This is a genomic window from Mesorhizobium sp. CC13, from assembly GCF_039907765.1.
Classification (GTDB): Bacteria; Pseudomonadota; Alphaproteobacteria; order Rhizobiales; family Rhizobiaceae; genus Aminobacter.
Map to the genome: position 1 here is coordinate 343,327 of NZ_JARDJI010000001.1, position 23,005 is coordinate 366,331.

Annotated in this window: 26 protein-coding genes; 14 read left to right on the forward strand and 12 right to left on the reverse strand. The window is 67.3% G+C overall.

Annotation, left to right across the window (positions count from 1 at the left end; translation table 11 throughout):
- Positions 1-30 precede the first annotated feature (30 nt).
- The 6 genes from PV773_RS01600 (at position 31) to PV773_RS01625 (ending at position 4,095) form a co-directional block, all read left to right on the forward strand.
- Positions 31-1,212: a cell wall hydrolase gene (locus PV773_RS01600; protein ID WP_347964650.1), complete on the forward strand. Its 1,182-nt coding sequence runs from the start codon at positions 31-33 to the stop codon at positions 1,210-1,212.
- Between the two features lie 241 nt (positions 1,213-1,453).
- Positions 1,454-1,858: an AtpZ/AtpI family protein gene (locus tag PV773_RS01605; RefSeq protein WP_347964651.1), complete on the forward strand. Its 405-nt coding sequence runs from the start codon at positions 1,454-1,456 to the stop codon at positions 1,856-1,858.
- A gap of 41 nt (positions 1,859-1,899) precedes the next feature.
- Positions 1,900-2,649, forward strand: a complete 750-nt coding sequence (locus tag PV773_RS01610) for a F0F1 ATP synthase subunit A (RefSeq protein ID WP_347964652.1) — start codon at positions 1,900-1,902, stop codon at positions 2,647-2,649.
- Positions 2,650-2,713: 64 nt separating this feature from the next.
- Positions 2,714-2,938 carry a F0F1 ATP synthase subunit C gene (locus PV773_RS01615; RefSeq protein ID WP_340035417.1) on the forward strand — a complete coding sequence of 75 codons (225 nt, stop codon included), beginning with the start codon at positions 2,714-2,716 and terminating at the stop codon, positions 2,936-2,938.
- Positions 2,939-3,001: 63 nt separating this feature from the next.
- Positions 3,002-3,604, forward strand: a complete 603-nt coding sequence (locus PV773_RS01620) for a F0F1 ATP synthase subunit B (RefSeq protein ID WP_340035418.1) — start codon at positions 3,002-3,004, stop codon at positions 3,602-3,604.
- An 11-nt stretch (positions 3,605-3,615) separates the two neighbouring features.
- Entirely contained in the window at positions 3,616-4,095 is a 480-nt protein-coding gene (locus PV773_RS01625; protein WP_347964653.1) for a F0F1 ATP synthase subunit B, read from the forward strand.
- Between the two features lie 347 nt (positions 4,096-4,442).
- Here PV773_RS01625 and PV773_RS01630 read toward each other — a convergent pair whose 3' ends face one another.
- Positions 4,443-5,093, reverse strand: coding sequence for a ribonuclease HII (locus PV773_RS01630; protein ID WP_347964654.1), 651 nt, complete (start codon positions 5,091-5,093; stop codon positions 4,443-4,445).
- Positions 5,094-5,234: 141 nt separating this feature from the next.
- The gene (locus PV773_RS01635) at positions 5,235-6,389 is read right to left on the reverse strand and encodes a PA0069 family radical SAM protein (RefSeq protein WP_347964655.1); all 1,155 of its coding nucleotides are present in this window, start codon (positions 6,387-6,389) and stop codon (positions 5,235-5,237) included.
- A 146-nt stretch (positions 6,390-6,535) separates the two neighbouring features.
- On the opposite strand from PV773_RS01635, the gene PV773_RS01640 reads away from it, so the two are divergent.
- Positions 6,536-7,045, forward strand: a complete 510-nt coding sequence (locus PV773_RS01640) for a glycosyltransferase (protein WP_347964656.1) — start codon at positions 6,536-6,538, stop codon at positions 7,043-7,045.
- Positions 7,046-7,048: 3 nt separating this feature from the next.
- Here PV773_RS01640 and moaB read toward each other — a convergent pair whose 3' ends face one another.
- From moaB to PV773_RS01670, 6 genes are all read right to left on the reverse strand, one after another.
- On the reverse strand, positions 7,049-7,591 hold the full coding sequence (gene moaB / locus PV773_RS01645; protein WP_347964657.1) for a molybdenum cofactor biosynthesis protein B: 543 nt from the start codon (positions 7,589-7,591) through the stop codon (positions 7,049-7,051).
- A 5-nt stretch (positions 7,592-7,596) separates the two neighbouring features.
- Positions 7,597-8,463, reverse strand: a complete 867-nt coding sequence (locus tag PV773_RS01650; protein ID WP_347964658.1) for a 4-(cytidine 5'-diphospho)-2-C-methyl-D-erythritol kinase — start codon at positions 8,461-8,463, stop codon at positions 7,597-7,599.
- Between the two features lie 10 nt (positions 8,464-8,473).
- Positions 8,474-8,659, reverse strand: a complete 186-nt coding sequence (locus PV773_RS01655) for a hypothetical protein (RefSeq protein WP_340035425.1) — start codon at positions 8,657-8,659, stop codon at positions 8,474-8,476.
- 82 nt (positions 8,660-8,741) lie between these two features.
- Entirely contained in the window at positions 8,742-9,611 is an 870-nt protein-coding gene (locus PV773_RS01660; protein ID WP_347964659.1) for a S49 family peptidase, read from the reverse strand.
- 71 nt (positions 9,612-9,682) lie between these two features.
- Entirely contained in the window at positions 9,683-10,474 is a 792-nt protein-coding gene (locus tag PV773_RS01665) for a methyltransferase (RefSeq protein WP_347964660.1), read from the reverse strand.
- Positions 10,475-10,479: 5 nt separating this feature from the next.
- Positions 10,480-10,704: a DUF2007 domain-containing protein gene (locus tag PV773_RS01670; RefSeq protein ID WP_347964661.1), complete on the reverse strand. Its 225-nt coding sequence runs from the start codon at positions 10,702-10,704 to the stop codon at positions 10,480-10,482.
- Positions 10,705-10,853: 149 nt separating this feature from the next.
- Between PV773_RS01670 and PV773_RS01675 the strand changes: the two genes are divergently transcribed.
- The 3 genes from PV773_RS01675 (at position 10,854) to PV773_RS01685 (ending at position 15,124) form a co-directional block, all read left to right on the forward strand.
- Complete coding sequence (locus PV773_RS01675; RefSeq protein ID WP_347964662.1) at positions 10,854-11,870, forward strand: polyprenyl synthetase family protein; 1,017 nt, start codon at positions 10,854-10,856, stop codon at positions 11,868-11,870.
- Between the two features lie 182 nt (positions 11,871-12,052).
- Positions 12,053-14,059: a tetratricopeptide repeat protein gene (locus PV773_RS01680; protein WP_347964663.1), complete on the forward strand. Its 2,007-nt coding sequence runs from the start codon at positions 12,053-12,055 to the stop codon at positions 14,057-14,059.
- 114 nt (positions 14,060-14,173) lie between these two features.
- The gene (locus PV773_RS01685) at positions 14,174-15,124 is read left to right on the forward strand and encodes a glycine--tRNA ligase subunit alpha (protein WP_347964664.1); all 951 of its coding nucleotides are present in this window, start codon (positions 14,174-14,176) and stop codon (positions 15,122-15,124) included.
- Between the two features lie 16 nt (positions 15,125-15,140).
- Here PV773_RS01685 and PV773_RS01690 read toward each other — a convergent pair whose 3' ends face one another.
- Positions 15,141-15,401: a hypothetical protein gene (locus PV773_RS01690; RefSeq protein WP_347964665.1), complete on the reverse strand. Its 261-nt coding sequence runs from the start codon at positions 15,399-15,401 to the stop codon at positions 15,141-15,143.
- Between the two features lie 12 nt (positions 15,402-15,413).
- Positions 15,414-15,596: a hypothetical protein gene (locus PV773_RS01695; protein WP_347964666.1), complete on the reverse strand. Its 183-nt coding sequence runs from the start codon at positions 15,594-15,596 to the stop codon at positions 15,414-15,416.
- Positions 15,597-15,798: 202 nt separating this feature from the next.
- On the opposite strand from PV773_RS01695, the gene glyS reads away from it, so the two are divergent.
- Positions 15,799-18,090, forward strand: a complete 2,292-nt coding sequence (glyS, locus tag PV773_RS01700) for a glycine--tRNA ligase subunit beta (protein ID WP_347964667.1) — start codon at positions 15,799-15,801, stop codon at positions 18,088-18,090.
- Between the two features lie 107 nt (positions 18,091-18,197).
- Here glyS and PV773_RS01705 read toward each other — a convergent pair whose 3' ends face one another.
- Entirely contained in the window at positions 18,198-18,608 is a 411-nt protein-coding gene (locus tag PV773_RS01705; RefSeq protein WP_347964668.1) for a hypothetical protein, read from the reverse strand.
- 168 nt (positions 18,609-18,776) lie between these two features.
- On the opposite strand from PV773_RS01705, the gene PV773_RS01710 reads away from it, so the two are divergent.
- The 3 genes from PV773_RS01710 (at position 18,777) to PV773_RS01720 (ending at position 21,928) form a co-directional block, all read left to right on the forward strand.
- Positions 18,777-19,745: an L-threonylcarbamoyladenylate synthase gene (locus PV773_RS01710; protein ID WP_347964669.1), complete on the forward strand. Its 969-nt coding sequence runs from the start codon at positions 18,777-18,779 to the stop codon at positions 19,743-19,745.
- Positions 19,746-19,760: 15 nt separating this feature from the next.
- Positions 19,761-21,191, forward strand: a complete 1,431-nt coding sequence (locus tag PV773_RS01715) for an FAD-binding oxidoreductase (RefSeq protein ID WP_347964670.1) — start codon at positions 19,761-19,763, stop codon at positions 21,189-21,191.
- Between the two features lie 170 nt (positions 21,192-21,361).
- Positions 21,362-21,928 (forward strand): DUF6101 family protein, encoded by a 567-nt coding sequence (locus tag PV773_RS01720; protein WP_347964671.1) that lies wholly within the window; start codon positions 21,362-21,364, stop codon positions 21,926-21,928.
- Between the two features lie 9 nt (positions 21,929-21,937).
- Here the strand turns inward: PV773_RS01720 and ubiA are convergent, their stop codons facing one another.
- The gene (ubiA, locus tag PV773_RS01725) at positions 21,938-22,921 is read right to left on the reverse strand and encodes a 4-hydroxybenzoate octaprenyltransferase (RefSeq protein WP_347964672.1); all 984 of its coding nucleotides are present in this window, start codon (positions 22,919-22,921) and stop codon (positions 21,938-21,940) included.
- Positions 22,922-23,005 lie beyond the last annotated feature (84 nt).

Sequence of the window (23,005 nt, forward strand, 5' to 3'; positions counted from 1 at the left end):
AGTGGGGTGTGTAGCGTCCTGGAGAGTTTCGTGCATCGACGAGTTGCGTCGCGGCGGCTTGCTGGCCGCGAGAAAAATCGTTCGTACCTGGCGCCCGCCGTCATCGGCCTGGGCATCTGGCTCGGCTTCCCGACGGTCGCCGCCTATCAGGACATGACCAGCATGGTCTCCGGCCTCGAGGGCCAGAAGGCGCGCTGGGGCGCCTATGTCGAGAAGTCCGTCGCAGGCGCGGTCCATGCCGCCGAAATGCCCTTCGCCGACGGCATCGTCACCGGCCCGATCTCGGGTTCGGGCGTCAACGTCGCGGGCGTCGGCGCCGTATCGTTCCGCGGCAAGGCAATGGCCTCCGACGTGCCCGACGAGGACCGGGTGACGCGCGCCGACAAGCGCGGTCGCCTCGTCGAGGTCGCGCCGGTGGCGCCGCCCAGGAACTTCACCGCCGGATCTGTGTTCGAGCGCACCAGCTCGCTGATGCGCCCGTCGCTCGACAGCAGCCTGAAGCTCGCCTTCAAGAAGCCCCCGATCAAGGGCAAGGAGATCCAGATCGCCGCGGCGTTCCACCCCAAGGAAATCAGGAAGCCCGCGACCGCCGGCATGTCGCCGATGGTTGCAGCCCTCGTCAACAACGACAAGCCCGACATCCTGGCCACGGCCTATGCCCCGGCCGAGCCCGACTATGCCACGACCTCGCCGTTCGAGTCGCTGCTGCGCGACGATGCGGCGGCGGGCGGCCGCTTCATTCCGCCGATGGGCAAGGGCGACCATTCCTGGATCAAGAATCCGCTGCCCGCGAGCGTGTTCTCCAAGGCCGAGCAGACCTGCCTGGCCAACGCCGTCTACTTCGAGGCGCGCGGCGAAAACGTCAAGGGACAGGCGGCGGTCGCCCAGGTCGTGCTCAACCGCGTCCGCAACCCGGCCTACCCGGAGACGATCTGCAAGGTGGTCTACCAGAACCAGGACCTGCGCAACCGCTGCCAGTTCTCGTTCGCCTGCGACGGCATCAAGGACCGGGTGACCGACCGGGCCAGCTACCGGACGGCCGAGCAGGTCGCCATGGCAGTCACCGCCGGAAAGATCTTCATCCCCGAGGTCGGATCTGCGACCCACTACTATGCCAACTACGTCAGCCCCGACTGGGCGCGGTCGATGAAGAAGATGACCAGGATCGGCCTGCATATCTTCTATCGCACCTTCGGCGGCGGCTGGAGCTGAGCCGGGCTTCACGGTGCGAAGAATGCGTCCGCCACTCCGCGATTGGGCGCGGATTCGGCGGCAGATCGTCCGGTCGATGCTCGGGCAGGATGTCGCACTCTACCAACTAATTGATTTTATAGAATAAAATACTTCGTATGATGGGCCTTTGCCTACCTTGACGGGCAGGGGGGCTCTAACTATGTTGCCGGCGACTTTGAAGCGGACGAACGGTGACGCTCGGACCGGACGGGAGTTTGCAATGGCCAAGCCAGTCGGGCCAGGCGAAACCGGAAATTCCCGGCCTGAGAATCGAGACGAAACCGGCCGCCGCGACGACGAACTCGAACGCCGCCGGCGTGAACTCGAAGCCTCTCTTGCCTCACGGCGGCCGGCAAGCCGCGAGGAAGGAAAGGAAGCAGGGTCGACGGCCGGCTACGGCCAGGCACTCAAGCTGTCCAGCGAATTCATCGCCGGGATCGCGGTGGGGGTCGGCCTGGGTTGGATCACCGATCGGTTTGCGGGCACGTCGCCCTGGGGCCTGATCGTGTTCCTGCTGCTCGGTTTCGGAGCCGGTGTGCTGAATGTCTTGCGCTCGGCCGGAATGATCGCAGATGCCGGTTCCAGGGCGCCCGAGAAGCGACCGGACGGCACGGAAAAGAAATAGACGGCGCCTAAGCGGCGCGATTTAGGCGAAGGGGGGCCGAAGTGGCCACAGATCCTATCCATCAGTTTCAGATCTCGAAATTGATTCCGATCGAGGTTGGTGGTCTCGACTTCTCCTTCACCAACTCGGCCGCCTTCATGGTCGCGACCGTCGCCGCCGCCGGCGCCTTCCTGTTCCTGACGACGTCGAGCCGCAGCATGGTGCCGACCCGTTCGCAGTCGATCGCCGAAATGTCCTACGAATTCATCGCCTCGATGCTGAGGGACGCGGCGGGCACGGGCGGCATGCGGTTCTTTCCGCTCGTATTCTCGCTGTTCATGTTCGTGCTGGTCGCGAACCTGCTCGGCCTGTTCCCCTATTTCTTCACCGTCACCAGCCACATCATCGTCACCTTCGCCCTGGCCCTGCTGGTGATCGGGACGGTGATCGTCTACGGTTTCGCCAAGCACGGCCTCGGCTTCCTCAAGCTTTTCGTGCCGAGCGGCATCCCGGGGATCCTGGTGCCGCTGGTGGTCATCATCGAGGTGATCTCGTTCCTCTCGCGCCCGGTCAGCCTCTCGGTCCGTCTGTTCGCCAACATGCTGGCCGGACACATCACGGTGAAGGTCTTCGCCGGTTTCGTGACTTCGCTCAGCGCGCTCGGCGCGTTCGGCATCGCCGGCTCGGTGCTGCCGCTGATGATGACGGTCGCGATCACTGCCCTGGAAGTGCTGGTCGCGTTCCTGCAAGCCTACGTGTTTGCAGTGCTGACCTGCATGTACCTCAACGACGCGGTCCATCCCGGACACTGACCAGAATCGGCGGGTGTTCCGCCGCGCGTAAGAAAATCCAACAGTTCCACCAAGGAGTTTGAAAATGGAAGCAGAAGCAGCAAAGTACCTCGGCGCCGGTCTGGCTACGTTCGGCATGGCCGGCACGGCCCTCGGCCTCGGCAACATCTTCGGCAGCTACCTCTCGGGCGCCCTGCGCAACCCGTCGGCTGCTGACGGCCAGTTCGGCCGCCTGGTGTTCGGCTTCGCCGTGACGGAAGCTCTGGGCATCTTCTCGCTGCTCATCGCCCTCCTGCTGCTCTTCGCATAAGAGCCAGGCTGACGATTGTGCCGGCCGCCCAAGGCGGCCGGTCGGGTTGGACAGGGGAAAGAGATGTTTGTGACACCGGGTTACGCCGAGGAAGTAGCGCCTGCGGCGGGAGAAGCTCAAACCCAAGCCGGTGCAGAAGCGCACGGTACGGCCACGACCACCGAACAGGGCGGCGAGAAGGTATTTCCGCCTTTCGATTCGACGACCTATCCGTCGCAGATCCTGTGGCTCGCGATCACTTTCGGTCTGTTCTACCTCTTCTTGAGCAAGGTCGTGCTTCCGCGCGTCGGCGGCACGCTCGAGGTTCGCCGCGATCGCATCGCCGGCGATCTCGACCAGGCCGCTCGCATGAAGTCCGAGGCGGATGCGGCCGTTGCCGCATACGAACAGGACCTCGCCACGGCCAAGGCCAAGGCGGGTGCCATCGGCCAGGAAGCGCGTGACGCTGCCAAGGCCGAGGCCGAAGCCAAGCGCAAGGAAGTCGAGGCCGGCCTCGAACAGAAGCTTGCCGCCGCAGAGGCGCGCATCGCCACGATCAAGGCCAACGCCATGAAGGAAGTGGGCTCCATCGCGGAGGACACGACCGCGGCGATCGTCGAGGCGCTGGGTGCCGGCAAGATCGACAAGGCCGCCATCGCCGCTGCCGTCAAGGCCGCGGGCAAGTAAGGGAGAGGGCCATGGACGCCACATTCTGGGCCACAGTTGCTTTCTTCATCTTCGTCGCCATCGTGCTCTACCTGAAGGTGCCGGGCATGATCTCGAAGTCGCTCGACGACCGTGCGGATCGCATCCGCACCGAACTCGAGGACGCCCGCAAGCTCCGCGAAGAGGCCCAGCAGCTGCTCGCGGAATACCAGCGCAAGCGCAAGGAAGCGGAAAAGGAAGCGGCCGAGATCGTCGAGATCGCCAAGCGCGAAGCTGGCCTTCTTGCCGAAGAGGCTCACGCCAAGACCGAGGAATACGTCGCCCGCCGCACCGCTCTTTCCGAGCTCAAGATCGGCCAGGCCGAACGCGAGGCGATCAACGAGGTCCGCGCCAATGCGGTCGATCTCGCCGTAGAGGCTTCGCGCCAGCTGCTCGCCGGCAAGGCGGACGCCAAGACGACCGCCGAGTTGTTCAAGAGTTCGGTTCAGGAAGTGAAGGGCAAGCTCAACTGAGCGGGCCCGCCTCGAGAACAGGAAAGAGCCGCTGGATTTCCGGCGGCTTTTTTGTTTGCGGGGGTAGCTTCATCCATTGGAGCGTCGAGGCGGCAGGTGGTGCCTTTCGGTCTCGAGCCTTAGAGTGAGGATCGTGGTGGCGCTGATTGTCGGTTCAGCCGGGCTCCCCAAAACTCTCATTGTGGTCCTGTCGAACCAGGGGTTTTGGGCAAGCAGAACAGTGCCAAGCGCCCTCGTGGTTCGACAGGCTCACCATGGGGCTGCCGGACGCTCTTGGCTCCAAGTTTCTCAGCCTGAGGCGCGAGCCCGAAGGACGGGCCTCGAAGGACTCTGCCGCTCGACCGACGTCAGTCCTTGAACGGCGCAAACGAGACGCGATGGATGCGGAGTGCCGCGCCATGTTCGACGATCGCGGCGCGATGGCGCGCGGTGGCGTAGCCCATGTGGATCTCGAAGCCGTAGCGGTTGTCGTTGGCGCCGCAGGCGGACATCATCCGGTCGCGGGTCACCTTGGCGACGATGGATGCGGCGGCGATCGACTGCGAGCGCTGGTCGCCCTTGACCAGGGCCCGGCAGGTGCAGGCAAGCCCGGGCGGCACGTCGCGGCCATCGGCCAGGGCGGACCTCGCCGCCATCGGCAGGCCGGCGAGCGCCCGGCGCATCGCCTCCAGGCTGGCCTTGCGTATGTCGGTGCGGTCGATGGTGTCGGCCGAGACCGAAGCGACGGCCACGCCGAGCGCTTTCTTGAGCACCTCGTCGAACAAGGCTTCGCGCTGCTGCGCGGTCAGGCGCTTGGAATCGTCCAGGCCGTCGGGGATGTTGTCGGGATCGAGCACCACGGCTGCGGCGACCACGGGTCCGGCAAGCGGACCGCGCCCGGCCTCGTCGAGGCCCGCACAAGGCCATTGGCCGGCGGCGATCGCCTTCCGTTCGAAGGAGAAATCGGGCTTTTCCACGATTTCAAAGAGAAGCGGAGAATCGGAACGCGGGCGAGCCATGGTGCGGCGATGCTCGCATCGGCTCCGATTCTCCGCAAGACCCTCCCGACCACAGGGGCAGCGGTCAGGGAAGGCACCGTCTACTGGCCACGGGGAAGGCCGGACGGAATTCGCAGTCGCGGGGCGCGCGCCCCGCGGCCGTCAGAGCAGCATCAGCTGCTCGTGCTCCTTGGGAGCGGCCTTGAACAGGTCGGTTCGAAGCGGGGTACGCTCGGAGTTGAGGCCGAGGCGCTTGGCCGCGATCTCGAAGCGACGGCCGATCTGCCACGCATAGGGGCCCTTGCCGCGCATGCGCTTGCCCCATTCCGAATCATAGTCCTTGCCGTCGCGCATCGAGCGGATCAGCGACATCACGTGCCGGTAGCTGTCCGGATAGTGGCGCAGCAGCCAGTCCTTGAAGATCGGGCTGACTTCGAGCGGCAGGCGCAGCACCACATAGCCGGCACCGCTGGCGCCGGCGGCGCGCGCGGAATCGAGGATGCGTTCGATCTCCTGGTCGGTCAGGCCGGGAACGATCGGCGCCACCATGACCGAAACCGGAATGCCGGCATCGGAAAGCTGGCGTATCGCCTCCAGCCGCTTCGTCGGCGTCGCCGCCCGCGGCTCCATGGTTCGCGCCAGGAGCCGGTCGAGCGTCGTCACCGACAGCGCCACCTTGGCGAGGCCCTTCTCGGCCATGCGGGCGAGGATGTCGATGTCGCGCGTGACCAGCGCCGACTTGGTGACGATGCCGACCGGATGGTTGCGCGCCTCCAGCACTTCGAGCACCTCGCGCATGATGCGCCAGTGCTTCTCGATCGGCTGGTAGGGATCCGTGTTGGTGCCGATGGCGATGGTGCGCGGCTGATAGCCGTCCCTGGAAAGCTCGCGGTCGAGCAGCCTCGCCGCGTCCGGCTTGGCGAACAGCTTGGATTCGAAGTCGAGCCCGGCCGACAGGCCCATGTAGCTGTGCGTCGGCCTGGCGAAGCAGTAGACGCAGCCGTGCTCGCAGCCGCGATAGGGATTGATCGAGCGGTCGAAGGAGATGTCCGGCGAGTCGTTGCGTGTGATGATGGTGCGCGGCTTCTCGACCTGCACTTCGGTCTTGAACGGCGGCAGTTCCTCGATGGTGCTCCAGCCGTCGTCGAAGACGTGCCGGCTGACCGGCTCGTAGCGCCCCGAAGGATTGACGCCGGCGCCACGGCCGCGCCTGCGCTCCTGGTGGACGCGGATGCCGCTGTCTTCGATCATGGCATTGGCCATCCCTGACCTGCCGGCTCCGAAGGCCGCGACGTCGGCACGCGCTATGGGTTCCATTTCGCCGTCTCCCGATGGGAAGCCTGCCGGACGTCGATTCGCCGACATGAAACTATTCCTATTTTACGAATGAGAACAAAGCAAGAACTTTGTGCCGCATCGGGGATGGCTGGTGCTGCGGCCGGCTTTCGGATATGCGGCTAGGGATGCTGAGCGTGCTGATCGAAACGCGGAACGACGAGGAGGGGCTGGCGCGCACGCTGGCCTCGCTGATCGGCGGTGCCGTCGAGGGCGTCGTCCGCGAGGTGATCGTCTGCGACCGCGGCTCGACCGACCAGACCCACTATGTCGCCGAGCATGCCGGCTGCAGCTTTCTCGACGGCGGCGTCGGCGCGGGCATAGCGCAGGCGAAGAGCGACTGGCTCCTGCTGCTGGAGCCCGGGGCGCGGCTGACCGACGGCTGGACCGACGCGGTGTTGCGGCACATGTCGAGGGTGACGATGGCGGCGCGCTTCGCCCGTTCGAAGGCGAGCGCCCGCCCGTTCTGGGCGCGGGTCACGTCGAGGCCGCGCGCTTTGGAGCAGGGTCTGGTGATCACAAGGAAGCAGGCTGCCGTTATCGGCCGCAACGGCGCCGATGCGGAAGGCATCGCCCGAGGCCTGGCGATGAAGACGCTGGAAGCCGAAATCGTGGTCGCGCCGGCGCCGAGCGCCTGAGGCCTATTTGCCGCCGCGCCGCAGGTGCTCGTCGAGCCGCGGCATGATCTCCACGAAGTTGCAGGGCATGTGCCGGTAGTCGAGCTGCGGCTTGAGGATGCCGTCCCAGGCGTCGCGGCAGGCGCCGGGCGAACCGGGAAGCGCAAAGACGAAGGTGGCGTTGACGACGCCGCCGGTGGCGCGCGACTGGATCGTCGAGGTGCCGATCTTGTCGTAGGAGATGCGGTGGAAGACTTCGGAGAAGCCGTCCATGCGCTTCTCGAACAGCGGCTCCAGCGCTTCGGGCGTCACGTCGCGGCCGGTGAAGCCGGTACCGCCGGTGGTGATGATGACGTCGATGTCGGGATCGCGCGACCAGGCGGCGACGCATTGCCGGATCTTGTCCTTGTCGTCGGTGACGATGTGGCGCAGCGCGAGGACATGCCCGGCTTCGGTGATCCGGTCGGCCAGCGTCTGGCCGGACCTGTCGTCGGCGAGCGTGCGCGTGTCGGAGACGGTGAGCACGGCGATGCGGACCGGGATGAAGGGACGGGGCTCGCTTGCCATCTTGCTCAGCTCCTGGTGGTGGTGGCGGCGGTGAACCAGCCGGGCCGCTCGGCTGCGATTGAAGCCGCCGCATCCCGGGCGGCCTCTGGACTATCGAAGATGCCGAAGCAGGTCGCGCCGGACCCCGACATGCGGGCGAAGGCGGCGCCGGCGCGCCGAAGCGCGCCAAGGGCGTCGGCGATGGACGGCTCGATCGCGATCGCCGGCGCTTCGAGATCGTTGCGCGAAAAGGCCAGCCATTCGACGATTGCCGCAGCTTCGGGCAGCGCCGCAAGCGGCTGGTTGTCGCGCGAGGCCAGCGCCCTGAAGACTTTCGGCGTCTCGACGCCGATGCCGGGATTGACGAGGACGAGCGCAAGGCATGGCAGGCTGTCGATCGGCTGCAACTCCTCGCCGATGCCGCGTGCGACCAGCGGCCTGGCCGTGAGGCACATCGGCAGGTCGGCGCCGAGCTGCAGGGAGAGCTGCACGAGTTCGGAGGCCGTCGCCGGCAGGCCCCAGAGCCGCGCAAGCGCCCTGATCGCCGCTGCGGCGTCGCTCGATCCGCCACCGATGCCGGAGGCCACCGGCAGGTTCTTCTCGAGCGAGATCGCGACCCGCTGGGATGCGTGCGCGGGATAGGCCGCCCGCAGGGCGTCACGGGCGCGCAGCACGAGGTTTGCGCCGTCGAGCGGGACCAGCGCCGCGAACGGACCATCGACCAGGAAGCGGTCCTCGTCGGCGGCCGACACGGTGACGGTGTCGCCGAGCTCGGCGAACACGACCAGACTTTCGAGCAGGTGGTAGCCGTCGGCGCGGCGCCCGGTGACGTGCAGCGCGAGATTGATCTTGGCCGGGGCGAGTTCGGCGAGCGGAACGGCGTCGAAGGTCACGGGCTGTCCGTCAATCCTTCTCGAGCCGGTATTCGCCGGTCTTGGGGTCCTTGACCAGCGTGCCGTCGGCGCCGGTCTGGCGCTGCTTCTCGTGGCGGCGCACCTTGGCGGTCACCCGGTCGGCCTCCCTGATGAACGAGCGGTAGCCGACATAGGCGACGACGACGACGAGCGCGAAGAAGATCAGCTGAGGCATGGCCGTTTTCCTCCCTTGCCGGGCGGTGGCCCCGCCGGCCGATCAGGGCAGGGGCGAATGATAGTCCCCCGCCTGCCCATTTTCAAAGTCCGAAGCGACCCCACAGGGCGCGTTCTTCCGCCGCATCCACGAGCCCGGAGGCGATCGAGGCGGCGATGTCGGGCGTCAGCGCGGGCGAGGACGAGCCGAACATGCCGAGCCTGCGCCCGAACAGCCCGCGCGGCGGCGTGATCAGCCTGAGCTCGGTCTTCGGTCCGTAGCGGTCCCTGAGGACGGTGCGCATATCGCCGAGCCCGTCGACCAGGCCCAGTTCCAGGCTGCGCTTGCCGGACCAGAACAGGCCGGTGAACAGGTCGGGATCGTCCTTGAGCTTGGCGCCGCGGCGTTCCTTGACCAGATCGATGAAGGTCTCGTGCACCTCGACCTGCAGCTTCTTGAGCCGCTCGACGTCTTCCTTCTTCTCGGGCTGGAACGGATCGAGCGTCGCCTTGTTCTTGCCCGCGGTGTAGACCCGGCGCTCGACGCCGATCTTCTTCAAAAGCTCCGGGAAGCCGAAGGAGGACGACACCACGCCGATCGAGCCGACGATGGAGGACGGATCGGCGATGATCTCGTCGCCGGCGACCGCGATCATGTAGCCGCCCGAGGCGGCGAGGTCCTCGACGAAGACCAGCACCTTCTTGTTCTTCTCGGCGGCGAGATCGCGGATGCGCTTGTAGATGAGCCGCGCCTGCACCGGCGAGCCGCCGGGCGAGTTGACCGAGATGGCGACGACGGGCGCGGCCGGGAACGAGAAGGCCTTCTCGATCAGGCCGGCGGTGGTAGCGAGCGACAGGGTCGGCCGGAACTGGCCGCCCCCCGACATGATCGCCCCTTGCAGGCGGATGACCGGGATCGTCACCTCGCCCGGGCGCATCGACTTGGGCAGCAGGCGGCGGATCAGCTTTTTCACGGCGCGGGTTCTCCGGTATCTGTCATGCGGGATGTATGCATTCTTCTGCGATCCGCAATCCTGGGGGATGCTCAATCGCCGAAAAGCGACGAGCGGCCGTTGTTTATGTCGTCGGCGCGTTGCGAGAACCTGTCGCCTTCCTCGTGAAGGACCAGCGGCGGGCAGAGCACCATCGTCGCGCGCGATGCCCGTACGGCGCGGACGACGACCCGGATGGCGGGCGCGTCGGCGCGCGGATGCACGGGGACGACTTCGGCCCTGCCGAAGCGGCCGGCCATGGCACCGAGAATGGCGGCAAGCGATTCAGGCCGGGCGATGATGGCAAAGCCGCCGCGCGGCTTGACCACCGCCGCCGCACTTCGGATCCAGCCTTCGAACAGGCCGTCCTCCATGACATGCGCCTGCCGTTTCAGCGCGTCCGGGGTCGGCCGGTGGTGGGCGGGATTGAAGGGAGGGTTCATGATGACCCAGTCGAGCGAACCGTCGGCCAGCCCGGCCGCGGCCCTGGCCTTGCCGGAGAGCGCCACGTCCGCCACCAGCACCGAGGCCCGCGGGGCGATGCCTGCATTTGAGGGATGGGCCAGCGTCGCCCGGGCGAAGGCCGCCATTTCCGCGGTCAGTTCGACCAGCAGCACCTGAGCGCCCTTGCAGCGCGAGGCAACGGCGAGCCCGGCGGCGCCCGCTCCGGCGCCGAAATCGGCGAGCCGACCGTGAAAGCCCGAGGGGACGGCGGCGGCAAGCATCATCGCGTCCATGCCGGCCCGGTGCCCGCCCTTCTTCGGCTGCACCAGCCAGAAGTCGCCGCGGTGGAAGGCGTCCAGCGTGTGCGGCGGCAGGGGCGGTCCGCCGGGATGTTGCGGCACGGCCGTCACTTGCGGCGGATTTCGTGCTCGATGCCGGCATCCTTGAGCAGCTGGCGCGCCTCGTCGGCGTCGTCCTCGTCGATGAGGATGCGGCGCGGCAGGATGCCGATAGAGCCGTCGAGCACGCTCATGTTCTGGTCGGCGATGAAGCAGCCGATGCCGGCGTCGCGCAGCAGCGATTGCACGAAGGACAGGACGACGGCGTCGTTGGTGCGGATGAGCTCGATCATGGGCACGAAATTTGCAGTTCGGCGCGGCGAAGTAAACGGCACTTGTCGTTCCGCGCCAATTCGCCACTTGCAGGTGCAGTGCATGCCGCCATAGAATCGCCTAAAAGCTGCGCGCGCGAACGCGCATCTGTGCAACGGGAGTATTGGCCTTGGGTGTCGTTCTCAACATCGAGAAGGGGAAGCGGGAAGCCGCGTCGATCAAGGATTTGATCGACCTGACCTCGGCCGACATGGCCAGGGTCAACAAGCTGATCCTGTCCAAGGCCGGTTCCGATGTCGAGATGATCCCGGAGGTGGCCAACCACCTGATCTCGTCCGGCGGCAAGCGGCTGCGGCCGATGCTGACGCTGGCCGCAGCGCAGATGTTCGGCTATTCCGGCGAGCACCACGTCAAGCTCGCGACCGCAGTCGAGTTCATGCATACGGCGACGCTTCTGCATGACGACGTCGTCGACGAGAGCGACCTGCGCCGCGGCAAGAAGACGGCGCGCACCATCTGGGGCAACCAGGCGAGCGTGCTGGTCGGCGATTTCCTGCTCGGCCAGGCCTTCCGCATGATGGTCGACGTCGGTTCGCTCGAGGCGCTCGACATCCTGTCGACCGCAGCCTCGATCATCGCCGAGGGCGAGGTCATGCAGCTTGCGGCGGCGAAGAACCTCGAGACCACCGAGGACGAGCACTTCGCCGTCATCAAGGCCAAGACCGCCGCACTGTTCTCGGCCGCCGCCGAGGTCGGGCCGGTGATCGCCGGCGCGTCGAGGAACGACAAGGCGGCGCTGCGCTCCTACGGCATGAACCTCGGTCTCGCCTTCCAGCTGATCGACGATGCGCTCGACTACGGCGGCTCCAGCAAGGACCTCGGCAAGAACGTCGGCGACGACTTCCGCGAGGGCAAGGTGACGCTTCCGGTGATCCTGAGCTACCGCCGCGGCACCGCGGGCGAGCGGGCCTTCTGGAAGAGCGCGATCGAGGAGGGGGCGTCGGACGACGCAGCCCTGGAAAAGGCCATCGGCCTGATGGCGCGGCACGGCGCGATCGCCGATACGATCGGGCGTGCCAGCCATTTCGGCGAGATTGCGCGCGATGCCCTGGCGCCGCTGGAGAACACGCCGCAGAAGGCGGCGCTGCTCGACGTCATCGACTTCTGCATCAGCCGCGTCGTCTAGCCGCAGCCGGTCGAAGACGGGCGTTGCTTTCTGCAAGTCGCTAGCCGGTTGTCGAATTCTGCAGCCGCGGCGGATTGAAGCGCGACCCCAAAAAGGCCATGCTTGGCATCGACAACCGGTCGCGGAATGAAACCCGTTTCGGGTGGCATGGGGACCGTACGATCCGACTAGGAAGGACATTCATGCGGCAGCGACGCGCAATCTGGCTCCTCGGGCTGGCGGCTTTGGCCGGCTTTTCCGCCCTGACCCAGCCGGGATATGCCAAACAGCCCACGGACCCGGTCGAGATAAACTCGTTCTCGGGGGCCTACCTGGCGGCGCAGATCGCCGAGGCCGACGACGACCTCGGCAGCGCGATCGCCTACTACAAGCGCGCGCTGGCCTTCGATCCGCAGGATGCTTCGCTGCAGCAGAGCGTGATGCTTGCGCTCATCGCCCAGGGGCATTTCGACGAATCGCTGCCCTACGCGCAAATGCTGAAGACGGTTCCCGAGGCGGAGCGCTTCTCGCGGCTCGCGCTCGCCGTCGATGCCATCCGCAAGAAGGATTATACGGCTGCCGAGAACTGGCTGAAGCTGGCGCTCGAATCCGATCTCGACCGGCTCATCACCGGAACCATGACGGCCTGGGCGAAGCAGGGCGAAGGCCGACCCGCGGACGCGCTCGGGTTCCTAGAAAAACTCGAGGGGCCGGAGTGGTACGAGCTGTTCAAGGCCTACCACGGCGCCCTGATCGCGGATGCCGCCGGCGACAAGGTCAAGGCCGACAAGGTCTATCGCTCGGCCATCGACAATCTCGGCGCCGGCAGTGCCGCGCCGGAGACCTGGATGCGCGCGGCCGAGGCATATGCCGGCTTCCTGGCGCGCGACGGCAAGAGCAAGGAGGCGCTCGCGATCCTCGACCGCGCCGACGAGTTCTCGCCCGGCAAGCTGCCGATCGCCGCGCTGCGCGACCAGATCAACAAGGGCGAGAAGATCCCGCCGCTCGTGTCCGGACCCAGCGACGGCGCGGCCGAGATCCTGCTCAACCTGTCCACTGCGCTCAATCGCGGCGGCGGCGAGCCCTTCGTCCGGCTCTATCTGCAATATGCGCTGGCGCTCAAGCCGGAGAGCGACGAACTGCTGGTGCAGCTCGCGGCCGTCGCCGAACAGCAGCAGGACGGAAAAGGGGCGATCGAGCTCTATCGCCGCGTCCCGGCCGGCTCGCCGCTCAAGCGCCTGTCGGAACTGCAGCTCGGCCTCAACCTCGCCGACCTCAAGCGCCCCGACGAGGCCATCAAGCACCTGTCGGCCCTGGTCGAGCAGAATCCCGACGACATGCGCGGCTACCTCGCGCTGGGCGGGGTCTATGCGTCGACCGACAACTATCGCGCCGCCGCCGAGGTCTACGACAAGGCGGTCGAGCGGCTGAAGACGCCGACCAACGCCAACTGGAACATCTTCTACCAGCGCGGCATCGCCTATGAACGGCTGAAGGAATGGCCGAAGGCCGAGCCCAGTTTCCGCAGGGCCCTGGAGATGTTCCCCAACCAGCCGCAGGTACTCAACTATCTCGGCTATTCGTGGGTCGACATGAACGTCAATCTCGAGGAAGGCCTCGCGATGATCAAGAAGGCCGTCGACCTGCGCCCCAGCGACGGCTACATCGTCGATTCGCTCGGCTGGGCCTATTACCGTCTCGGCCGCTACGACGACGCGGTGCGCGAGCTGGAGCGGGCCGTCTCGCTGAAGCCCGACGATCCGGTGGTCAACGACCATCTCGGCGACGCCTACTGGCGGGTCGGGCGCAAGCTGGAGGCCACCTTCCAATGGCGCCATGCGCGCGACATGAAGCCTGAGCCGAACCTTCTGGCCGAGGTGGAGAAGAAGATCGCCGAGGGGCTGCCGGAGCTGCCGGAGAAGCCGACCGCGCAGGAATCGCCGCTCAAGCAGCCTGTGGCCCCAGAGCAGCCGGCCGTGACGGACGGGCAGAAGAAGAGCGAGGCCGACAAGCCCGCGACCGCCGATGCCGCCGCCAAGGTCATTCCCGCCGCCTACAAGGTCCAGCCGGGGCAGTCGCTGTGGTCGATCGCCAACGAAGTGCTGGGCGACGGCGACCGCTATCGCGAGATCCTCGACCTCAATCCCGACCTGCGCGGCGATCCCGGCCGGATCGCGCCGGGCCAGGAACTGCGGCTGCCGGGCAAGTGACGCGGGACCGGCCGGAAGTTGCCCCTGCTTGACCCTTATCTTCGCTCGGAATAGGACGGGGCCACTCAGGCCCCGTTTTCGTTTGGGGCGCGCGCCAATGATCGAGCTTTGACCGTGACCAACAGTCTGCCCGCCCACATGCATCCCAGCCGCTCATTCCAGGGGCTGATCCTGACGCTGCATAACTACTGGGCGGAGCGCGGCTGCATCATCCTGCAGCCCTACGACATGGAAGTGGGCGCCGGCACGTTCCACCCCGCCACCACCTTGCGGGCGCTCGGACCAAAGCGCTGGAACGCTGCCTATGTGCAGCCCTCGCGCCGGCCCAAGGACGGCCGCTACGGCGAGAACCCGAACCGGCTGCAGCACTATTACCAGTACCAGGTAATCCTGAAGCCCAACCCGGCCAACCTGCAGGAGCTCTATCTCGGCTCGCTGAAGGCGATCGGCATCGATCCCCTGGTGCACGACATCCGCTTCGTCGAGGACGACTGGGAGAGTCCGACGCTCGGCGCCTGGGGACTCGGCTGGGAGTGCTGGTGCGACGGCATGGAAGTGTCGCAGTTCACCTATTTCCAGCAGGTCTGCGGTATCGAATGCGCGCCCGTCGCCGGCGAGCTGACCTATGGCCTCGAGCGCCTGGCCATGTATGTGCAGGGCGTCGACAACGTCTACGACCTCAACTTCAACGGCCTCGAGGGCGACGACAAGGTCACTTATGGCGAGGTCTTCCTGCAGGCCGAGCAGGAATATTCGCGCCACAACTTCGAATATGCCAATACGGCGATGCTGCTCCGCCACTTCGATGACGCGGAAGCCGAGTGCAAGGCGCTGCTGGCCGCCGGCGCGCCGGCGGAGGGCGGCAATTCCGCCCAGCACAAGATGGTGTTCCCGGCCTACGACCAGGCCATCAAGGCCAGCCACGTCTTCAACCTGCTCGATGCACGTGGCGTGATCTCGGTGACCGAGCGGCAGAGCTACATCCTGCGGGTCCGCAACCTTGCCAAGGCTTGCGGCGAGGCCTTCCTGCAGACGGAAGCCGGCGGGTACGCCCTGCAAGGGTGAAGCGGCGGCGCCGTTCCTAGCGCCGCTTTGGCGAGATGCCGCCCATCGAGGGCGGGTCGGGCTGTGGATTGAGTCCAACGAGGCTGCCGGCCGGCAAGGGTCGCTTGCGCGCCGAAGGAGGTTCGGGCTGCGGGCTGAGGCCGACAAGGTCGCCGGGGCGCAGCACCTTGGCCTGCACGAGCGCCTGGGGCGCCTTGGCCATTGCGGCCTGGCCGGCCATGGCGTCGCCCGCCGTCCAGGAGGCGGCGACCGCGGCGATCAGCAACAGCGTCTTCATCATCGTTCTCCGTCAGCTTGCCAGCCCGCTGGCGATGTCCTCGACCGTCCAGGCGAGAGCGACCTTGCTGGAGATGGCGATGGTCTCCAGCGCCCTGCGCACGCCCGGCATGCGATATTCGGCCGGTGCCGCCACATGCATGGCGAACAGGGCGCTGAGCGCGAGGATCTGGAGGAGGGCGGAAGCGGTTTTCATCGTCGTCGAGCCAAAAGGTGTCTGCCTGAGCGTTGGTCGCTTCAGCGCGCTGACTGGTTCACGGGAATGTCTGCCCTAAGGACGATTTCGCCGCGGACGTGCCGACAAGGCGCGGCAAATTTCGCAATCGCGCGCGGGAAGGTGACAGCGGGCGGATGAGTTGCTATTCCGCGCGGACCAATTGCCCCGTGTGAGCCGTCCGATGCCCGATCTGCTTCTTGAGTTGCGTTCCGAAGAAATCCCCGCCCGCATGCAGCGCAAGGCGGCCGGCGATCTGAAGAAGATGCTGACCGACGGCCTGGTCGAGGCCGGCCTGACCTATGAGGCGGCGCGCGAATATTGGACGCCGCGGCGCCTGACGCTCGACATCCGCGGCCTGACCGCCCGCTCGAAGGACATCCGCGAGGAGCGCAAGGGCCCGAGCACCAAGGCGCCCGAGGCGGCGATCCAGGGCTTCCTGCGCAGCGCCGGCCTCGCCTCGATCGCCGAGGCGCATGTCCACAGCGATCCGAAGAAGGGCGACTTCTACGTCGCCCACATCTCCAAGCCCGGCCGCGCCGCCGAAGAGATCGTCGCCGAGCTGATGCCCGGCATCGTCAAGGCCTTCCCGTGGCCCAAGTCCATGCGCTGGGGCCCGGCCTCGGCCAGGCCGGGCAGCCTGCGCTGGGTGCGGCCGCTGCAGTCGATCGTCTGCACCTTCGGTCCGGAGACCGAGGAGCCCGTCGTGATCGACTTCGAGATCGACGGCATCCGCTCCGGCAACGTCACCTATGGCCACCGCTTCCACGCGCCCGAGGCGATCACGGTGCGCCGCTTCGACGACTATGCCGCCAAGCTCGAGGCGGCCAAGGTCGTCATCGACGCCGAGCGCCGCAAGGAGATGATCCTTGCCGACGCGCGCAACCTGGCCTTTGCCCAGGGCCTCGACCTGGTCGAGGACGAGGGGCTGCTGGACGAGGTCTCGGGGCTCGTCGAATGGCCGGTGGTGCTGATGGGGCAGTTCGAGGATGCTTTCCTCGAAATCCCGGCCGAGGTGATCCGGCTTACCATCCGCGCCAACCAGAAGTGCTTCGTGACGCGGCCGCAGGGCAGCGAGGACGCGCTTTCGCACCACTTCCTCCTGACCTCCAACATCGAGGCCAAGGACGGCGGCAGGGAAATCGCCCACGGCAACGGCAAGGTGGTGCGCGCCCGCCTTTCCGACGCACTCTATTTCTGGAAGACCGACCAGGGCGACCTGCCGGACCTCGGCACGCTGAAGGAGTCGGCGCTGGTCTTCGGGCTCGACCTGAGCAAGCCGCTCGACCAGCGCATGGCGCGGCTCGACCATCTCGGCGTCACCTTCCACGCCAAGCTGGGCACGCAAGGGGCGCGGGTCGAGCGCATCCGCGCGCTGGCCCGCGAGATCGCGCCGCTGGTCGGCGCCGATCCCAGGCTCGCCGAACGTGCCGCCGTGCTCGCCAAGGCCGATCTCCAGACCGAGGTGGTCGGCGAGTTCCCCGAACTCCAGGGCGCCATGGGCCGCAAATATGCGTTGCTGCAGGGTGAAAGCCCTTCGGTGGCCGCGGCGCTCGAGGAGCACTACAAGCCGCAGGGCCCGTCCGACCGCGTGCCGACCGACCCGGTGTCGGTGACCGTCGCACTGGCCGACAAGCTCGACACTTTGGTCGGCTTCTGGACCATCGACGAGAAGCCCACGGGCTCGAAGGATCCCTATGCGCTGCGTCGGGCCGCGCTTGGCGTCATCCGCATCATTCTCGCCGCCCGCGGCAAGCTGCCGCTCAAGACGCTGTTCGATGCGGCGCTGACGCAGCTGGCGGAAGCCTCGATCGAGAAGCGGATCGACGAGTTCGAGGCCGGGCAGGCGAAGCTCGACACCGGCGACGTCGACGGCGAGCAGGACGTCGACAATGCGCTTGCCGCCTTCGAGGCGGAAATCCGCCGCGACACGATCGAGCGCGCGGCCCCGCTCAAGGCCGACCTGCTGGCGTTCTTCCACGACCGGCTGAAGGTGTACCTGCGCGAGCTCGGCGCCCGCTACGACCTGATCGACGCGGTGATCACCCCCGACGCCGACGACATCTTGACCATCACCCGCCGCGTCGAGGCGCTGGGACACTTCCTCGACAGCGACGACGGCAGGAACCTGCTCGCCGGCACCAAGCGCGCGGCCAACATCCTGGCCGCCGAGGAAAAGAAGGGCACGGTCGTCGCCGACGGCGTCGACCCGGGCCTGTTCCGCGAACCGGCCGAGAATGCGCTGTTCGTGCCGGTCAACCAGGCCGTGAGCGAAGCCGGCCAGGCGATCCGCAACGAGGACTTCTCCGGCGCCATGCGCGCGCTCAGCGTGCTGCGCGAGCCGGTCGATTCATTCTTCGAGAAGGTTCTGGTCAATGACGAGGACGCGGCCGTGCGGGCGAACCGCCTGGCGCTGCTCGCCCGCATCCGCGCCGCCACCGACCAGGTCGCCGACTTCTCCAAGATCGCCGGCTAGAGCAATTCCAGGAAAAGTGCGCAGCGGTTTTCCGTCCGGAATTGCGTCAAAACAAAGAGATAGAGCGTTTCCGCGATTCGAAGAAAGCGGAAGCGCTCTAGGCCTGCCTACTCGGTCTCCGGGTAGGCCGGGTCGACCGTGACGCTGTCGGCCTTGGCCGGCTCGGGCGCCGGGGCGGCGGAAGCGGTCGGTTGCGCCGGGGCGCCCGCGGCGGGTGCTGCAGGTGCGGCGGGTGCGGTTGCGACAGCAGGGGGGCGCGGCGAGGACGAGCCGACTTCGCCGCCGCGGATGACCAATGGCGCCGGGCCCATGCGGGCCGGCGCGCGGGCGATGGCAGCCACCTTGCCCGTATCGACCGTCGGCGTGCCGCGTTCGATGACCGAGGCCGACCGGCCGGCGTCTCCGGACATAACGATCGACGGACCGGAGGTGTTGCCGCCGAGTTCGACGATCGACGAGGCATGGGCGGGAGCGGCCGCCACAACGGTGACGGCGAATAGCGCGGCAAGGATCTGCATTTGTCCCTTGGGATTGAACCGATCTCGGAGCGCAGCTTAGACCGTCGCGGGTTGCAGTCCGATTGCGCGGATGCCGCGCATTTTAGCTGTCTGGCGATTCTCGATTGTCCCGGCCTTGCCGCGGCGGCCACCCCGCGTTAGGGACCGGGTGAACAGGGAAACGACGACGTGACCGAACTGATCCCGGCGGACAACGCGATGGATCGCGCGCTCGCGCTGCTCGGCGCCGGCGAGGTCGTGGCCATTCCGACCGAGACCGTCTACGGGCTCGCCGGCGACGCCACCAACGGGGCCGCGGTCGCGCGCATATTCGAGGCCAAGGGGCGGCCGCGCTTCAATCCGCTGATCGCCCATGTCGCCGACATGGAGATGGCCGAGCGCATCGGCGTGTTCGATCCGCTGTCGCGCAGGCTGGCCGACAGGTTCTGGCCGGGGCCGCTGACGCTGGTCGTGCCGCTCAGACCCGAATTCGGCATCCACCCGCTGGTCACCGCCGGGCTCGACACCATTGCCCTCAGGATGCCCCTGGGCTTCGGCGGCAAGCTGATCGCGAGGCTGGGGCGACCGCTCGCGGCCCCCAGCGCCAACACTTCGGGCAAGATCAGCTCGACCAGCGGCGAGGCCGTGGCGCGCGACCTCGGCAGCAGGATACCGCTGGTCGTCGACGGCGGACAGACATCGGTCGGGCTCGAATCGACCATCGTCAAGGTCGAGGACGGCCGCGTGCGGCTGCTGCGACCGGGCGGCATCGCGGCCGGCGAGATCGAGGCGGTGGCCGGCCAGCCGCTGCTGCGCGGCGTCACCGCGGGTATCGAGGCGCCGGGCATGCTGGCCTCGCACTATGCTCCGGGCGCCGCCATGCGCCTCAATGCCGGCAGCGTCGATGCGGGGGAGGCGCTGCTCGGCTTCGGGCCGCAGCGCGCCGAGGGCTGGCAGGCGGCCCGCGCATTCCTCAACCTCTCCGAGACCGGCGACCTGCGCGAGGCGGCCGCCAACCTGTTCTCGCACCTCCAGGCGCTGGACCTGAGCGGCGCCGCCTCCATCGCCGTCGAGCCGGTCCCCGTGGCGGAACTCGGCGAGGCGATCAACGACCGGCTGGCGCGTGCGGCTGCCCCACGTGACAATCTGCACGGCTGAAACTAGCTTCATCCCATGAGCAAGACCCCGAACGGCCTCGACCCCGCGCTAGCCGAGCGCTTCACCGCGATCGTCGGCGAGCGCTACGCCGTCAGACAGGGGCCCGACATCGAACCCTACGTCCACGAGCCGCGCGGGCTGTTCACGGGCGCGACCTCGCTGGTGCTCAGGCCCGGCAGCGTCGAGGAGGTGAGCGCGATCATGAAGCTCGCCACCCAGACGCGCACGCCGGTCGTGCCACAGGGCGGCAATACCGGCCTCGTCGGCGGCCAGGTCCCGGATCGCTCGGGAGGCGAGGTGGTCCTGTCGCTGTCGCGGCTCAACCGGATCCGCGAGATCGATCCCGTCTCCAACACCGTCATCGCCGAGGCCGGCGTCGTGCTCGACCAGCTTCACCACGCCGCCGACGCGGTCGACAGGCTCTATCCGCTGTCGCTCGCCTCGCAGGGCTCGTGCCAGATCGGCGGCAACCTTTCGTCCAATGCCGGCGGCACGGCGGTGCTGGCCTACGGCAATGCGCGCGAACTCTGCCTCGGCGTCGAGGTGGTGCTGCCGACCGGCGAGGTGCTGGACGACCTGCGCAAGCTCAAGAAGGACAATACCGGCTACGACCTCAAGAACCTGTTCGTCGGGGCAGAGGGCACGCTCGGGGTCATCACCGCCGCGGTGCTGAAGCTCTATCCCAAGCCGAAGGGCCGCGAGGTTGCCTGGGTCGGGCTGCCCTCGGCCGAGGCGGCGCTGGGGCTGCTCAACACCGCGCAGGATCTCGGCGGAGGGGCGCTCACCGCCTTCGAACTCATCGGACGGATCCCGATGGAATTCGCCATGCGCCACATCCCCGACGCGAGGCCGCCGCTTGAGGGCGACTGGGACTGGCAGGTGCTGATGGAGATCTCCTCCGGCCGCTCGGCGGAGGATGCGCGGACGCTGATCGAGGACATCCTCTCCTCAGGCTTCGAGGCCGGGCAGGTCGGCGATGCCGCGATTGCCGCGAGCGTCGGCCATGCCAACGAGTTCTGGCGCTTGCGCGAGATGCTGCCCGAAACCCAGAAGGCCGAAGGCGCGTCGATCAAGCACGACATTTCGGTGCCGGTCGCCAGCATACCCGCTTTCATCGAACAGGCGGGCAAGGCGGTCGCAAGCATCAGCCCCGAGGCGCGCGTGGTCTGCTTCGGCCACATGGGCGACGGCAACCTGCACTACAACGTCTCCCAGCCCGTGGGCTTGGGAGGGGAGGCGTTCCTGGCGCTCTACCGGCGCATGAACGATGCAGTCCACGACGTGGTGCGCGGCTTCAACGGCTCGATCTCGGCGGAGCATGGCATCGGCCAGCTCAAGCGCGACGAACTGATCGCCACGGCACCGCCGGTCGCCATCGAGCTGATGCGCCGGGTGAAGGCGGTCTTCGACCCCGCGGGCATCATGAACCCCGGCAAGGTGATTTGATCCATTCCGGTGGCAATCCGATAACCATCGCCGAGATCAGCAAAATTTAACCGACTTTCTTAAGCGGGGCGGTAAGGAGGCCCCGCTAGTGTCCTTCCCATAAACGAGACCGGGAAAACTGGTCCGGAGAGACCGGAAACCGGCTCTCAGGAGAAACAGGAAGGCACAACATGAACACCGGACTGAAGCCAGTCTGGGCGGGACGCAACATGCGCCTCGACCCATTCCGCTTGCCGCAGATGGTCAGCTACGCCACGCGCGACGACCTTGGCGATGTCATCTTCACGATCGACCATCGTGGTGCCGTCGTTCGTCGCCTGCTCGCGCAGAGCGGCCTGCCTGTGACCATCGCGCTGCCGGCGCGCGCCTTCAGGGGCGTTGCCGCGCGGGCGCTGGAGGACGACTGCGGCAACGTCACGGTGACGCTGGAACTGCTGCACAACGACCCGATGCTTTCCGTGCCGCTACTGGTGGCCGACGATCTCGACGACGTCGCCGCCGACTGGCGCGCCTGGGCCGATTTCTACGGCATGCCGATGCTGCTGATCGAGGCGGACGGCGTGGCCCGCACGCTGGAGGAATCGCTCGGCGCGGCGATCAAGACCCGAACCGCGGTGGACCGCCGCAAGGGCCGTGTCTCGCGCATGCGCCGGCCTCGCTTCCTTGCCCGACGCAAGTCCGGCCACCTCGGCGTCCGCCTCGTCATCGACGGCGAGGAGATCATCGCCCGCGCCTGACGGCGCGGGTCAGACCAGCGGCTTGAGCGCCACCCAGGCGCCGCCAAGCACCAGCCCGAGGAAGATGATCCAGCCGACCTGACCGTTCGACCTGAACAGCTTCAGGCATTGGTCGGGGTCGTCGATGTCGAGGCTGACGATCTGGCGGGCCATATGCGCGCCAGCCGCGACCAGTCCGGCGAGCGCCGGCATCGGCACCTGCGCCATGGCAAAGGCTGTGGCGAACAGGATCAGGGCGCCGCCGTAGAGGCCGGCCAGCCAGGACTTGGTGTTCTCGCCGAAATAGCGCGCCGTCGACTTCACGCCGACCAGCGCGTCGTCTTCCTTGTCCTGGTGGGCGTAGATGGTGTCGTAGCCGATCACCCACATGATCGAACCGAAATAGAGCAGCAGGGCAGGCGCGTCGATGTCGCCGAACTCCGCCGCCCAGCCCATCAGCGCACCCCAGGAAAAGGCGAGGCCGAGCACGAACTGGGGCCAATTGGTGATGCGCTTCATGAACGGATAGATCGCCACGATCGCCAGCGACGAGATGCCGAGCACGACGGCGAAGCTGTTGAACTGGAGCAGCACCACCAGCCCGACGAGCGCCTGGAGGACGAGGAAGCTCCACGCCTGCCGGCGGGTGACCTGGCCGGACGGAAGCGGCCGGGACCGCGTCCGTTCGACCTGGGCGTCGATGTTCTCGTCCACGAGGTCGTTGTAGGTGCAGCCGGCGCCGCGCATGGCGACGGCGCCGAGCAGGAACAGCGCCAGGAACCAGGGCGAGGGCAGCAGCGAGACGAGGCTGTCTCCGGGGCGGGCATAGGCGCTCGCCGCCATCGCCAAGGACCACCAGCATGGCCACAGCAAGAGCACCCAGCCGATCGGCCGGTCCCAGCGGGCGAGCTGGGCGTAGGGCCAGAGCCTGCGGGGCAGGGCGCGATAGACCCAATGCCTGCTGGGGGCGTCGGCGACCCGGCCCTGGCCGGCTTTGGACTGTATGGGTTCCATGGGCGTGGAGTGGCAGGCCGGCGCCCGCGCGTCAAGCCGCGGCCTTCGGAGGCCTTGGGCGGAGGGGCTCACCGGCCGTTTTTG

Excerpts from the sequence above, each read along its gene's own strand:
- PV773_RS01605 (WP_347964651.1), top strand. The coding sequence starts at position 1,454 with ATGGCCAAGCCAGTCGGGCCAGGCGAAACCGGAAATTCCCGGCCTGAG.
- PV773_RS01615 (WP_340035417.1), top strand. The coding sequence starts at position 2,714 with ATGGAAGCAGAAGCAGCAAAGTACCTCGGCGCCGGTCTGGCTACGTTC.
- PV773_RS01620 (WP_340035418.1), top strand. The coding sequence starts at position 3,002 with ATGTTTGTGACACCGGGTTACGCCGAGGAAGTAGCGCCTGCGGCGGGA.
- PV773_RS01625 (WP_347964653.1), top strand. The coding sequence starts at position 3,616 with ATGGACGCCACATTCTGGGCCACAGTTGCTTTCTTCATCTTCGTCGCC.
- PV773_RS01630 (WP_347964654.1), bottom strand. The coding sequence starts at position 5,093 with ATGGCTCGCCCGCGTTCCGATTCTCCGCTTCTCTTTGAAATCGTGGAA.
- PV773_RS01635 (WP_347964655.1), bottom strand. The coding sequence starts at position 6,389 with ATGGAACCCATAGCGCGTGCCGACGTCGCGGCCTTCGGAGCCGGCAGG.
- PV773_RS01640 (WP_347964656.1), top strand. The coding sequence starts at position 6,536 with ATGCTGAGCGTGCTGATCGAAACGCGGAACGACGAGGAGGGGCTGGCG.
- moaB (WP_347964657.1), bottom strand. The coding sequence starts at position 7,591 with ATGGCAAGCGAGCCCCGTCCCTTCATCCCGGTCCGCATCGCCGTGCTC.
- PV773_RS01655 (WP_340035425.1), bottom strand. The coding sequence starts at position 8,659 with ATGCCTCAGCTGATCTTCTTCGCGCTCGTCGTCGTCGTCGCCTATGTC.
- PV773_RS01670 (WP_347964661.1), bottom strand. The coding sequence starts at position 10,704 with ATGATCGAGCTCATCCGCACCAACGACGCCGTCGTCCTGTCCTTCGTG.
- PV773_RS01680 (WP_347964663.1), top strand. The coding sequence starts at position 12,053 with ATGCGGCAGCGACGCGCAATCTGGCTCCTCGGGCTGGCGGCTTTGGCC.
- PV773_RS01690 (WP_347964665.1), bottom strand. The coding sequence starts at position 15,401 with ATGAAGACGCTGTTGCTGATCGCCGCGGTCGCCGCCTCCTGGACGGCG.
- PV773_RS01695 (WP_347964666.1), bottom strand. The coding sequence starts at position 15,596 with ATGAAAACCGCTTCCGCCCTCCTCCAGATCCTCGCGCTCAGCGCCCTG.
- glyS (WP_347964667.1), top strand. The coding sequence starts at position 15,799 with ATGCCCGATCTGCTTCTTGAGTTGCGTTCCGAAGAAATCCCCGCCCGC.
- PV773_RS01705 (WP_347964668.1), bottom strand. The coding sequence starts at position 18,608 with ATGCAGATCCTTGCCGCGCTATTCGCCGTCACCGTTGTGGCGGCCGCT.
- PV773_RS01715 (WP_347964670.1), top strand. The coding sequence starts at position 19,761 with ATGAGCAAGACCCCGAACGGCCTCGACCCCGCGCTAGCCGAGCGCTTC.
- PV773_RS01720 (WP_347964671.1), top strand. The coding sequence starts at position 21,362 with ATGAACACCGGACTGAAGCCAGTCTGGGCGGGACGCAACATGCGCCTC.
- ubiA (WP_347964672.1), bottom strand. The coding sequence starts at position 22,921 with ATGGAACCCATACAGTCCAAAGCCGGCCAGGGCCGGGTCGCCGACGCC.